Source organism: Sphingomonas sp. (genome assembly GCF_036387535.1).
Taxonomy (GTDB): domain Bacteria; phylum Pseudomonadota; class Alphaproteobacteria; order Sphingomonadales; family Sphingomonadaceae; genus Sphingomonas_R.
In genome coordinates, this window is the sequence record NZ_DASVTO010000142.1 from 1 (window position 1) to 12,717 (window position 12,717).

Annotated in this window: 11 protein-coding genes and 2 pseudogenes; 3 read left to right on the forward strand and 10 right to left on the reverse strand. The window is 66.1% G+C overall.

Annotated elements, in window-relative coordinates:
* Together VF649_RS13005 and VF649_RS13010 are read right to left on the reverse strand one after the other, a co-directional pair.
* Window positions 1-299 (reverse strand): annotated as a pseudogene (locus VF649_RS13005) (methyltransferase); the annotation flags it as partial.
* Window positions 300-388: 89 nt separating this feature from the next.
* Window positions 389-1,903, reverse strand: coding sequence for a CpaF family protein (locus tag VF649_RS13010; protein WP_331012384.1), 1,515 nt, complete (start codon window positions 1,901-1,903; stop codon window positions 389-391).
* A gap of 100 nt (window positions 1,904-2,003) precedes the next feature.
* Between VF649_RS13010 and VF649_RS13015 the strand changes: the two genes are divergently transcribed.
* Window positions 2,004-2,528, forward strand: coding sequence for a GNAT family N-acetyltransferase (locus tag VF649_RS13015; RefSeq protein ID WP_331012385.1), 525 nt, complete (start codon window positions 2,004-2,006; stop codon window positions 2,526-2,528).
* A 3-nt stretch (window positions 2,529-2,531) separates the two neighbouring features.
* Here VF649_RS13015 and VF649_RS13020 read toward each other — a convergent pair whose 3' ends face one another.
* The 5 genes from VF649_RS13020 to VF649_RS13040 all read right to left on the reverse strand — a co-directional run bounded on the left by VF649_RS13020 (window position 2,532) and on the right by VF649_RS13040 (window position 7,585).
* Window positions 2,532-2,795, reverse strand: coding sequence for an ATP synthase F1 subunit epsilon (locus VF649_RS13020; protein ID WP_331012386.1), 264 nt, complete (start codon window positions 2,793-2,795; stop codon window positions 2,532-2,534).
* Window positions 2,796-2,930: 135 nt separating this feature from the next.
* The gene (gene atpD, locus VF649_RS13025; RefSeq protein WP_331012387.1) at window positions 2,931-4,385 is read right to left on the reverse strand and encodes a F0F1 ATP synthase subunit beta; all 1,455 of its coding nucleotides are present in this window, start codon (window positions 4,383-4,385) and stop codon (window positions 2,931-2,933) included.
* A gap of 116 nt (window positions 4,386-4,501) precedes the next feature.
* Window positions 4,502-5,386, reverse strand: a complete 885-nt coding sequence (locus VF649_RS13030) for a F0F1 ATP synthase subunit gamma (protein ID WP_331012388.1) — start codon at window positions 5,384-5,386, stop codon at window positions 4,502-4,504.
* A gap of 112 nt (window positions 5,387-5,498) precedes the next feature.
* Window positions 5,499-7,028, reverse strand: a complete 1,530-nt coding sequence (gene atpA, locus VF649_RS13035; RefSeq protein WP_331012389.1) for a F0F1 ATP synthase subunit alpha — start codon at window positions 7,026-7,028, stop codon at window positions 5,499-5,501.
* A 2-nt stretch (window positions 7,029-7,030) separates the two neighbouring features.
* Window positions 7,031-7,585, reverse strand: a complete 555-nt coding sequence (locus VF649_RS13040) for a F0F1 ATP synthase subunit delta (protein ID WP_331012390.1) — start codon at window positions 7,583-7,585, stop codon at window positions 7,031-7,033.
* Window positions 7,586-7,766: 181 nt separating this feature from the next.
* Here VF649_RS13040 and ada point away from each other — a divergent pair, with 181 nt between their 5' ends.
* A complete protein-coding gene (gene ada, locus VF649_RS13045; protein ID WP_331012391.1) occupies window positions 7,767-8,831 on the forward strand; it encodes a bifunctional DNA-binding transcriptional regulator/O6-methylguanine-DNA methyltransferase Ada in 1,065 nt (354 codons plus the stop codon).
* A gap of 68 nt (window positions 8,832-8,899) precedes the next feature.
* Window positions 8,900-9,280, forward strand: coding sequence for a hypothetical protein (locus tag VF649_RS13050; protein WP_331012392.1), 381 nt, complete (start codon window positions 8,900-8,902; stop codon window positions 9,278-9,280).
* Between the two features lie 7 nt (window positions 9,281-9,287).
* Here VF649_RS13050 and VF649_RS13055 read toward each other — a convergent pair whose 3' ends face one another.
* The 3 genes and pseudogenes from VF649_RS13055 to VF649_RS13065 form a co-directional block, all read right to left on the reverse strand.
* Window positions 9,288-10,844, reverse strand: a complete 1,557-nt coding sequence (locus VF649_RS13055; RefSeq protein ID WP_331012393.1) for a hypothetical protein — start codon at window positions 10,842-10,844, stop codon at window positions 9,288-9,290.
* 29 nt (window positions 10,845-10,873) lie between these two features.
* Window positions 10,874-12,454 carry a cryptochrome/photolyase family protein gene (locus tag VF649_RS13060; RefSeq protein ID WP_331012394.1) on the reverse strand — a complete coding sequence of 527 codons (1,581 nt, stop codon included), beginning with the start codon at window positions 12,452-12,454 and terminating at the stop codon, window positions 10,874-10,876.
* Between the two features lie 19 nt (window positions 12,455-12,473).
* Window positions 12,474-12,717: pseudogene (locus VF649_RS13065) on the reverse strand (primosomal protein N'); the annotation flags it as partial.

The following is a 12,717-nucleotide window of genomic DNA, read 5'->3' on the forward strand; positions in this document are numbered from 1 at the left end:
GCCGCCTTTTCGGAGGTGACCAGCGCCGTATAGCTGCCCTTGCCGCGCACCAACGGCGCCAGGATCTCGGTGTACCAGCCACCGCTCGGGATGAATTCGACAATATGGTCGGTCGGCTTGACCCCGAAGAAGGCGAGCGTCTGCGCCGGATGGCGGTAGCGATCACGCGGGCGGTTTTCGGCGGTACGTGCGGGGTTGGCGACCGCGGCCTGAATCGCGGCGGACGGCGCTTGCGCGGGGGCGAGCGCGGGAACGACAAGCGCCGCGATCGCGGCGATGGGCAGCAGGGTGTGGCGCAAGACGTCTCTCCGATGGTTTTCGGACCGTTATCGGGCCACGCGCCTGGGGTTGCAAGCGCGACAGAGGGTGCGCGGGCAGGGTAGCGCGATCAGAGGCAGCTTTCGAGATAGGGTTGGTCGAACCCGAACTGCTTGGCCTTGTCGAGCGTATAGGGGCGCAGACCCATGGCGCGATATTCGCCCTGGATCATGCCGTCCTGGCCTTCATCCAGATATTCGAACTTGAACAATTCCTGGGTGACGATCACCGACCCTTCCATGCCGATGACCTCGGTAATGTTGGTGATGCGGCGCGATCCGTCGCGCAGGCGCTTTACCTGGATGATGAGATCGACCGAGTCGGCGATCTGGCGGCTGATCGCCTCCTTCGGCACCTTGATATCCGACATCAGCACCATGTTCTCCATGCGCGCCAGCGCCTCCCGCGGTGAGTTGGAGTGGAGCGTGCACATCGAGCCGTCATGGCCGGTGTTCATCGCGGCCAGCATGTCGAAACATTCCGGCCCGCGGATTTCGCCGAGGATGATGCGATCGGGACGCATACGCAGCGCGTTGACGACCAGATCGCGGATCGTGACCGCGCCCTTGCCCTCCAGGTTCGGGGGACGGGTTTCGAGCGGCAGCCAGTGTGGCTGTTGCAGGCGGAGTTCGGCGGCGTCCTCGATCGTGATGACGCGTTCGCCGGGGTCGATCATCTTCGACAGCGCGTTTAGCATCGTGGTCTTGCCCGAACCGGTACCGCCCGAAATGACGATGTTGAAGCGGCAGGCGCCCGCGATCTTGAGCGCGGTGGCCATCGCGGTCGACATCGATCCGCCGCTGGCCATCATGTCGAGCGTGATCGGCTTGGCCGAAAACTTGCGGATCGAGATTGCCGTGCCGCGCAGCGACAAGGGCGGCACGATGACGTTGACGCGGGATCCGTCGGCAAGGCGCGCGTCGGCCAGCGGCGTCGTCTGATCGACGCGGCGACCGACCTTAGACACGATCCGCTGCGCGATCTGGAACAGATGTTCCTCGTCGCGGAACACGACGGGCGCGATCGTCAGCTTGCCCTTCTTTTCGATATAGACCTGATCCGGGCCATTCACCATGATGTCGGTGATGAGCGGATCGCTGAGCAGTTCCTCCAACGGCCCGAGCCCGAGCAGTTCGTCGACCAGCACCTTTTCTAGCGCGAACTGTTCGCGGCGGTTGAGCGTGATCTTCAGTTCCGCCAGGACCTCGCCGATGATCGGGCGAAACTCCTCCGCCAGTTCATCCTTGCTGAGCGTCGCCGCGGCCTCCGGATCGATCCGTTCGAGGAGTTGCGGGAGGACCTGTTCCTTGATCTTGTGGACGGACGCCTCGAAGCCTTCGGGGCGGCTGCTGCCCGCCTCGCCTGACGCCGCCTGGCGATCGGCGAGCCGGGTCATGGCGTCGGTGGCCGGCATTTCGGCACCGGGCTCCGCGCCCGGCCAGCTTTCGATCGGCGGGAATTGCGCGCTGCCGAGATCCGACGAGCTGGCGGGACCGGGGCCGCCCTGCATCGGGCGGGCGACGCCGAAGGCCGGGCGCGATCCCGTGCCGCTGCCCGTGCCGCTACGCCGTCCGAATGCACTCATGCCGATCTGTCCCCGTGGACCATGGCATTGCCAGGTCCCTCGTCGATCAGTGGTAGCCGCGGAGTTTTGACAATTTGCTAATCGCGTCCGATGAGGCGCGATGACGATCGCGATGCAGTGCCGGCTGGCGGGTGCCGATGACGCCGAGGCGCTTGCCGTGATCGGCGGCGCAACCTTTTTGGAGACCTTTGCCGACAGCATTGTCGGGGTCGACCTGCTGGCGCATATCCGCGACCGGCACGCGCCGTCGGTCTATGCGGGGTGGCTGGACGATCCGGGTTCGCGCTGTTGGCTGGGGGAGACGGAGACGGGTGCGCCGGTGGGCTATGCGGTTCTGACCGCACCCGATCTGCCGCCGGCCCTGGCGGGTATCGGCGACCTGGAACTCAAGCGGATCTACCTGTTGAGCATCGCGCATCGCGGCGGCAACGGCGCGGCGATGATGCAGGCGGTACTGGCGGAAGCGGGCGTGATGGGCGCGCGCCGCGTGCTGCTGGGCGTATATGGCGAAAACCACCGCGCCATCGGTTTTTACCGCCGGATGGGCTTCGTCGAGACCGGACGGCGGGTGTTTACCGTCGGGACGCAGGTCTATGACGACCTGGTCTTCGCGCGGGCGGTGTGAGGGTCAGGCGATCTCGTTCGCGGTTTCGGCCAGGATGGTGAGACCCTTTTCATTGACCTCGGCAAAACCGCCGTCGAGCGTGATGCGGCCGGTGACGGTGGTCGCGTCGGAGTAGATCGCCAGTTCACCGGGGCGGATGACGGTCATGAACGGCGCATGCCCTGCTAGCACGCCGAAGTCGCCCTCGATACCGGGGACGACGACCATATGCACCTCTTCGGAGCGGAGCAGCTTTTCCGGGGTGACGAGTTCGAAGTGTAGAGCCATTTCAATCTCTCCCCCCTCCGCTTGCGGGAGGGGTCGGGGGTGGGCGCACGCTCGATCACAAGCCGTGCTTCCGGGGGCAAGCATGCGCCCACCCCTCAATCCCCTCCCACAAGCGGGAGGGGAGGCACTTAGGACTTACGCCTCCTGCGCCATCTTCTCGGCCTTTGCGACCGCTTCCTCGATGCCGCCGACCATGTAGAAGGCCGCTTCGGGGAGATGGTCATATTCGCCGGCGACGATCGCCTTGAAGCTCTTCACCGTGTCCTCGACCTGCACGAACTTGCCACTGATGCCAGTGAAGACCTCTGCGACGTGGAACGGCTGCGACAGGAAGCGCTGGATCTTGCGGGCGCGCTGCACGGTGAGTTTGTCCTCTTCCGACAGTTCGTCCATGCCGAGGATCGCGATGATGTCCTGCAGCGACTTGTAGCGTTGCAGCAGCGACTGCACCGCGCGGGCGGTGTCATAATGTTCCTGGCCGACGATGCGGGGGCTGAGCATGCGCGACGTGGAGTCGAGCGGATCGACCGCCGGGTAGATGCCCAGTTCGGAGATGGCGCGGTTGAGGTTGGTGGTCGCGTCGAGATGGGCGAAGGACGTGGCCGGCGCCGGATCGGTAAGATCGTCGGCGGGGACGTAGATCGCCTGCACCGAGGTGATCGACCCCTTGTTGGTCGAGGTGATGCGTTCCTGAAGCGCGCCCATGTCGGTCGACAAGGTCGGCTGATAGCCCACCGCCGACGGGATGCGGCCGAGCAGCGCGGACACTTCCGAACCCGCCTGGGTGAAGCGGAAGATGTTGTCGACGAAGAACAGCACGTCCTGCCCTTCGACATCGCGGAAATATTCGGCATTGGTGAGGCCGGACAGCGCGACGCGGGCGCGGGCGCCCGGCGGCTCGTTCATCTGACCGAACACCAGTGCGACCTTCGATCCCTCGCTCTGCGGATTGCCGTCGGCATCCTTGGCGATGACGCCGGCGTCGAGGAACTCGTGATAGAGATCGTTGCCCTCACGCGTGCGTTCGCCCACGCCCGCGAACACGCTGGTGCCGCCATGGCCCTTGGCGATGTTGTTGATCAGTTCCTGGATCAGTACGGTCTTGCCGACGCCGGCGCCGCCGAACAGGCCGATCTTGCCGCCCTTCGCGTAAGGCGCGAGCAGATCGATGACCTTGATGCCGGTGACCAGGATCGCGCTTTCGGTCGACTGGTCGATGAACTCCGGCGCCTTGGCATGGATCGGCATGTGGGTGGCGGCGTTCACCGGCCCGCGTTCGTCGATCGGTTCGCCGACGACGTTCAGGATGCGGCCGAGCGTGGCCGGGCCGACCGGCACGCGGATCTGCGCGCCGGTGTCGGTCACGCCCTGGCCGCGGGTCAGCCCCTCGGTCGAATCCATCGCGATCGTGCGGACGGTGTTCTCGCCCAGATGCTGCGCCACTTCGAGGACGAGGCGGTTGCCCTGGTTGGTCGTCTCCAACGCGGAGAGGATCGCGGGCAGCTTGTCCTCGAAGGTCACGTCGACGACGGCCCCGATGACCTGCGACACGCGGCCGACATTGTTGGTGGTGAGTGCTGCGGTTGCCATCGGGTTCGTCCCTTGCCTTCCTTGCGTTCGTCATCCCGGCGAAGGCCGGGATCCAGTTCCCACCGTCGAGCTGGATCCCGGCCTGCGCCGGGATGACGGTGGGTGATGTATGAAGTTTACAGCGCTTCCGCGCCCGCGATGATTTCCACCAGTTCGGTCGTGATCGCGGCCTGACGGGTGCGGTTATACTGGATGGTGAGGCGGTTGATCATGTCGCCCGCGTTGCGGGTGGCATTGTCCATCGCGTTCATGCGGCTGCCCTGTTCCGACGCCGCATTTTCCAGCATGGCGCGGAACAGCTGGATCGCGACGTTGCGCGGCAGCAGTTCGGCCAGGATGGTTTCCTCGTCCGGTTCATATTCGGTCGACGCAGCAACCGAAGTTGCCGAAGTTGTCGCCTGGACCGGAATGGAAACCGGGATGATCTGCTGTTCGGTCGGGACCTGCACCAGCGCGGACTGGAACCGGGCGTAGAAGAGTTCGGCGACGTCATAGTCGCCGGCGTCGAACCGGGCGATCAGGTCGCGGGCGACCTCCAGCGCGTCGGCGAAGGCGACGTTCTTGATGTGGGTCTGATCGACCTGATGAACGATGCGGCCCGGGAACAGGCGGTTCAGCACCGCGCGGCCCTTCTTGCCGATCAGGTAGAAATGAACGTCCTTGCCCTCGGCGATCAGACGGTCGGCCGTCTTGCGCGCGGCGCGGACGATATTGCTGTTGAACGCCCCCGCCAGGCCGCGTTCGGAAGTGGCGACCACCAGCAGATGGCGCTGGTCGGAGCCGGTGCCGGCGAGCAGTGTCGGGCTGTTCGGCCCGACCTGCACCTTTGCCGCGAGGCTGGACATCACCGCGTTCAGCCGTTCGGCATAGGGACGGCCGGCCTCGGCCGCCATCTGCGCGCGGCGCAGCTTGGCGGCGGCCACCATCTTCATGGCCTTGGTGATCTTCTGGGTCGACTTCACCGAAGTGATGCGGACCTTGAGGCTCTTGAGGCTGGCCATCTTAAGGCTGTGTCTTTCCCTGTCTCGTCATCCCGGCGAAGGCCGGGATCCAGTTGCAACCGTCGAACTGGACCCCGGCCTGCGCCGGGGTGACGGTCATTGTCGCTTATGTTTACGCGAACGTCTTGGCGAAGTGGCCGATCGCTTCCTTCAGCGCCTCCGTCGTCTCCTTCGACAGATCCTTGCTGTCGCGGATCGCGGTGAGGACGGCGGCGTCATGCTGGCGGATGTGGGTCAGCAACGCGGCTTCGAAGCGGGTCACGTCGGCGACGGGCACCTTGTCGAGATAGCCGTTCACGCCGGCGAAGATCGACACGACCTGTTCCTCGAACGGGAGCGGCTGATACTGCCCCTGCTTGAGCAGTTCGGTCAGGCGCGCGCCGCGGTTGAGCAGGCGCTGGGTCGAGGCGTCGAGATCGGAGCCGAACTGGGCGAACGCCGCCATTTCGCGATATTGCGCCAGTTCCAGCTTGATGCTGCCCGCGACCTTCTTCATCGCCTTGGTCTGCGCGGCGGAGCCGACGCGGCTGACCGAGAGACCGACGTTGATCGCGGGGCGGACCCCCTGATAGAACAACTCGGTTTCGAGGAAGATCTGCCCATCGGTGATCGAGATCACGTTGGTCGGGATATAGGCGGACACGTCGCCGGCCTGCGTCTCGATGATCGGCAGCGCGGTGAGCGAACCGTTGCCATTATCGTCGTTCATCTTCGCAGCGCGTTCGAGCAGGCGGCTGTGCAGATAGAAGACGTCGCCCGGATAGGCTTCGCGGCCCGGCGGGCGGCGCAGCAGCAGCGACATCTGGCGATAGGCAACCGCCTGCTTCGACAGATCGTCATAGACGATGACGGCGTGCATGCCGTTGTCGCGGAAATATTCACCCATCGCGCAGCCGGTATAGGGCGCCAGGAACTGAAGCGGGGCAGGTTCGGACGCGGTGGCGGCGACGACGATGGAATATTCCATCGCGCCATTCTCCTCCAGCGCGCGCACGATCTGCGCCACGGTCGACCGCTTCTGACCCACGGCGACATAGATGCAGTAGAGCTTCTTGCTCTCGTCCGTGCCCTGATGGCCCTGTTTCTGGTTGATGAAGGTGTCGATCGCGACCGCGGTCTTGCCGGTCTGGCGATCGCCGATGATCAGTTCGCGCTGGCCGCGGCCGACGGGGACGAGCGCATCGAGCGCCTTGAGGCCGGTCTGGACGGGTTCGTGCACCGACTTGCGCGGGATGATGCCTGGGGCCTTCACCTCGACGCGCATCCGCTTCTCCGCGACGATCGGACCCTTGCCATCGATCGGGTTGCCGAGGCCGTCGACCACGCGACCGAGCAGGCCCTTGCCCACCGGCACGTCGACGATGGTGCCGGTGCGGCGGACCGTATCGCCTTCGCCGATTTCGGCGTCGGAACCGAAGATCACGGCGCCGACATTGTCGGCTTCCAGGTTGAGCGCCATGCCCTGCACGCCATTGGCGAATTCGATCATCTCGCCGGCCTGGACATTGTCGAGGCCGTGGATGCGGGCGATGCCGTCACCGACCGACAGCACGGTGCCGACTTCCGACACCTGCGCTTCGGTGCCGAAATTGGCGATCTGGTCCCGGATGACCTTCGAGATTTCTGCGGCGCGGATATCCATGTTCAGCCTTTCATCGCGTGCGCGAGCATGTTCAATTTGGTGCGGATCGACCCGTCGACCTGGCGCGAGCCGAGCCGGACGATGAGGCCGCCGAGGATGGCGGGATCGACCGTGGTTTCGATCGAGACGTCCTTGCCGGTCTGCGCCTTCAGCCGGGTCTTCAGCGCGTCGAGCTGATCGGCGTCGAGCGGATGGGCCGAGATGACGTCCGCGGTGGTTTCGCCGCGATAATTGGCCGCAAGCTGCCGATAGGCGCGCATGATGGCGGGAAGATCGCGCAGGCGGCGATTGGCGGCGAGGACGCCCAGAAACTTTGTAGTGAGCGGATCGAGCGCCAGTTCGGCGGCGACGCCCGCCACCGCATGGGCGGCGTCGGTGCGATTGACGATCGGGCTGGCGATCAGGCGCGCGAAATCGGCCGATCCGGTTGCGGCCTGGTTGATCGTCGACAGCGAGGCGGACACCGCATCGATCTGTTTTTCATCACGGGCCAGTTCGAACAGCGCCATTGCATAGCGTCCGCCGAGGCTGGCCTGAATACCGCCGGAAGTCTCCACGCGTGCGCCCGTCCCATCAATGGAGTTCGTCCCATGCGAAAAGAGGGGCGCGTTCGCGTCCCATACATGGTGATGGGGCGGTTAGCATCGGACCCGTACCGATGCAAGACACGGTGGCCCGCCGGCTTTGAACGCAAGCGACAGGATGCGGGACGCGGCGTCATGCGCCCATAAGGTGGCCATGAGCGACAGCGAATCGGATATCGATGCGGATGCGGCCTGGGCCTGCGTGCTGGCCCGCGACCGGGCGGCGGACGGCCGGTTCGTGACCGGCGTGCTGACGACCGGCATCTATTGCCGGCCGTCCTGCGCGGCGCGGCACCCGGCGCGCGGCAATGTCCGCTTCTTTCGCGATGGCGCGGCGGCGCGGGCGGCGGGGCTGCGCGCGTGCCGGCGTTGCCACCCCGACGATGTGGCGCGCGACGTGGCCGGGATCGCGGCGGCGGTGGCGTTGATCGACCAGGCGGACGGCGTGCCGACATTGGCCGCGATGGCGACGGCGGCGGGCTATGCCCCGCATCATTTCCACCGGCTGTTCCGCAGGGCGACGGGATGCACGCCGGCGGCCTATGCGCGCGGACAGCGGGCGAGACGGATGGAGCAGCAGTTGGCGGGAGGCGCGCGCGTGACGGAAGCGGTCTATGAAAGCGGGCACGGATCGGCGAGCGGCTTCTACGCCGCGGCGGACGACCGACTGGGCATGACGCCATCGGCATGGCGGGACGGCGGGCGCGACGTGGAAATCCGCTGGACGATCGTGCCGACGGAGTTTGGTCCGATGCTGATCGCCGCGACCGCGCGCGGGGTATGCCGGCTGGCGTTCGGCGACGTGGGCGAGGCGACGCTGCGGTCGCGGTTTCCGAACGCCCGCCTGCTGCCCGCCGATGCGGCGCTGACCGAACTGGCGCAGGCGGCCGTGGCGGCGGTGGGAACACCGGGCCGTGCGCACGGCCTGCCGATCGACGTGCGCGGGACGGCGTTCCAAGAAGCGGTGTGGCAGGCGCTGGCGACGATCCCCGCGGGCGAAACGCTGTCCTATGCCGCGCTGGCGGTGCGGGCGGGCAAGCCGGGCGCGGCGCGTGCGGTGGGATCGGCGTGCGGCGCCAATCCGGTGGCGGTGCTGGTCCCGTGTCACCGCGCGCTGCGTGGCGACGGATCGATCGGCGGCTATGCCTGGGGATTGGACATGAAGCGCGTGCTGCTGGCGCGCGAGCGTGATCATCGGACGGCGCGGCCCGGCGCATAAATCCTTAAATGTAAATGTGATATCGCGTGCATTAGCCTAAGCAGGAAGCGTGAGCGAAGAGGATGGCGGTGGCGCAACACGCGAAGTTCGACGTGCGATATGATCATGCCGACCGAATCCTGCATTGGACGATGCGCGATTTCTGGGAGATGGCCGACGTCGCCGCCTTTGCGACCGCGATGCAGCGCGCGGTCGCGGTGCTCGGTGCGCCGCCGCATGTCTATGACGCGCTCTGCGACTCCCGCGGTTTTCCGGTGCAATCGGGTGAGGTCAGCCTTGCGCTTGGCCGGATCAACGATGTCGGGCGCACGATGCGCAGCGGCCGCACGGCGATCGTGGTCGGCAGCACGATGAACAAGCTGCAGGCGCAGCGCACGCTGATCGACCCGGATCTGCGCGTCTTCCTGACGCTGGACGCGGCGATGGCGTGGCTCGGGGAGAAGCCCTGACGCAGGATCAGGTGCCGTCGGCGGCATCCGGTGCGGCATCGATCCGAGCATCGATCGCCTTGGCATCGCCCTTGTCGATCAGCGCGATCAGTTGCGACGCTGCGTTGTCCGGCGCGGCGTGCGGGTTGAAGGCGAGCGGGGCAAGGATCCGCCGGGCTTCGGCCCGGTCGCCCTTGCGCAGATATTCGGTGGCGGCGCGGAAGCGGAGTCCTTCGTCCTGCGGGGCGAGATCGAAGGCCTGCAACAGACCGATGACGGCATTGTCGGTCGGTTTCGCACCGGCGGCGTGGAAGCTGTCATAGAACAGCATCAGCGGTTCGGCATCGTCCGGATCGAGGCGGTTGGCCTTGACGAACCAGCCGCGCGCCGCCCGCCAGACCGCGGGATCGGCCGATCTGGCATCGGCCGCACGACGCAGCGCGATCCGTCCCTTGTAGAGCAGCGCCTGGCGGTTCGCGGGATCGGCGGCCAGCGCGCGATCGGCCGCGGCATCGGCCAGGTCGAGGTGGCCGGCGTCATATTCCGCCTCCGCCAGGGCGCCCTGTACGGCGGGGTCGTCGGCAAAGGGCGCGGCGATGCGGCGCGCCTCGATCACTACCTGCGCCGCCTCCGCCTTATCCACGCCGCGTTTCGACCGCCAGACGACCGGCAGCATCGCGGCCTCGCCCGGCCCCAGTGTGCGGACGGCGATCGGGCCGATCGGCAGGCTGGCAGGCCGCAGCGGCAGATAGGACATCTGGCTTTTCATCAGATAGCGGTCCAGATCGCGGTCGAGCTGCTTCAGATCGCCGAACGCCGAACGGGCCGCATCCAGGCTGGGCTTGCCCCCGTTGAGCGCCTGCAGATAGCGGGAAAGCTGTTCCCGGCGTTCGGGCGCGAAGGTGAGATAATGGGTGAGTAGCCAGCCGCGGCCGTAGAGCGCATCGCGCTGCTGCGGGTCGAGCTTGCGATTGTCGGCGGTCAGCATCGCCTCCAGCGACAGCGGCTTGCCCGACACGAGGCCGTAGGCCCGGTGCATCGCGGGAATGCCGAAGCCGATGCCGCCATCCTTTTCAAAGCGGGCAGTGCCGTTGAACTCCGCAAACCCTTCCGTGAACCAGGCGGGATAGGCGCCGGAATAGTTGGCGAACATGAAATGATGCGCATATTCGTGGAACAGGACGGTCTGCGCATTCAGATCATATTTGCCCTCGCCCGACCGCCGCGGCGTGAAGGCGACCGACCGGCCAGGCCGTGTATTGTAGAAGCCATAGACTTCGCCGCAGCCGGTCTTCTTCCGCCCGCCGGCGCACAGGCGCTGGACCGTGTCGACATTGGGAACGACGAATACGATCACCGGATTGGCGTGATCGGAGGGCCGCGATTCCAGGCCGCGAAAGACATGCAGGCCCTTGTCATAGCGTTCGAGCCGGGTGGCATAATCGCGCACCGACTGCGCATCGCCCGCGGCATAGACGATGAAATGATCGGTCCGCGCCTCCTGCCACGCGGTGGCCGCCCAAGCCGGGCCGGCGCACATCGCCGCCAGCAGCATCCATCCGCGTCCGATCCTGATTCCAAGCACGCGATATCACCTCATCTTTGGCGGCGATGCTATTCCCGCCGTTCGGATGGGGGAAGGGGTGATCTGGCCCAGCCGTCGCGGGCGGGTTCGAGGGTTGCGAGGAAGGTGGCGGCGCTGGCGCGGTATTCGGCGCGGCGTTCCGGGGTCATCCGGTTCCAGCTGGCATAGATGGTACGCAGCCGCATGTTGCCGCGCAGGCGATCTTCGTGCCGGGCCAGGAAATCCCAGTAGAGCGCATTGAACGGACAGGCGTCCGGCCCGGTCTTCTGCTTCACGTCATAGCTGCAACGGCCGCAATAATCGGACATGCGATCGATATAGGCACCGCCGCCGGCATAGGGTTTCGACGCGATCATCCCGCCATCGGCATATTGGCTCATCCCGATCACGTTGGGCAGTTCGACCCATTCATAGGCATCGAAATACACGACCAGATACCAGTCGCTGACGTCCTGCGGCAGGATGCCGGCCAGCATCGCGAAATTGCCGAGCACCATCAACCGCTGGATATGATGCGCATAGGCTTCGCGCTTCGTCTGATCGATGCTTTCCGACAGGCAGCGCATGCGGGTGTCGCCGGTCCAGTAGAAATCGGGGAGCGGGCGGGTGGCGTTCAACGCGTTGCGGGTCGCGAATTCGGGCATGTCCCACCAGTACATGCCACGGATATATTCGCGCCAGCCGGCGACCTGGCGGACGAACCCCTCCACCGAATTGAGCGGCGCATCACCGGCGGCATAGGCGGCGACCGCGGCCTCGCACACCTCCAGCGGTTCGAGCAGGCCGATGTTGAGGCAGAGCGACAGCACGCTGTGGAACAGATAATCCTGCCCGGCGACCATCGCATCCTGATAGCGGCCGAAATCGGGGAGCGCGGTGGCGATGAAATGGGCAAGCGCCTGTTTCGCGTGCGCACGCGTGACGGGGAGCGCGAACGGCAGCAGATCACCGAAATGGTCGGGAAATTCGGCCGCGACCAGATCCAGCACCGCCTGCGTCACCGGATCGGGATCAAACCGCAGCGGGGCGGGATAGTTGACGCCGCGCGGCGGGGTTTCGCGATTGTCCTTGTCATAATTCCACTGGCCACCCTCCGGCTTGCCGGCGGCGTCGATCAGCAGGCCGGTCTTGCGGCGCATGTCGCGATAGAAGAACTCCATGCGATGTTCGCGCCGACCCTGCGCCCAGGTGAGGAATTCGGAGATCGAGCAGAGGAAGCGATCGTCGTCGAGAATGTCGACGGGCAGGCCGATCTGGTCCGCCCACTGATCCTGCATCTGGCGGACCCGATATTCGGCGGCCTCCACCACGCGGATGGCGGCCGGGCGGTGGCGTTCGACGGCGCGGCCGACCTCCCCCGTGAAGCTGTGGCTGTTATCGGGATCGGTCAGTTCGACATAGTCGACGGTCCAGCCGGCAGTGCGCAGGGCGGCGGCGAAATGGCGCATGGCGGCGAAGATCAGCGCGATCTTCTTCTTGTGATGCTTCACGTAGCCGGTTTCGGCGCGGACCTCGACCATCAGGACGGTGCAGGCCTTGCGATCCTGATCGCGGAGCGACGCGAGCGTGCCGGACAGCTGGTCGCCGAGGATGGGGATCAGGGTGGTCATGGCGCGTCGGACCTTCGTGTCACAGGAAGCTGTAGGGGTCGACGTCGACATGGACGCGCACCGTCTTCGGCCAGTCGAGCGCGGCGAGCCAGGTGCGGATCGCATCCTGAATATCGACGCTGCGCACGGCGTGGACGAGCAGGCGGTGACGGTGGCGGCCGCGCAGCATGGCGAGCGGGGCGGGGGCGGGGCCGAGCACGATCATATTCTCGACATCGGGAGCGGACCGGCCGATCCGGTGCGCCGCTTCCTTGGCCTCGGCT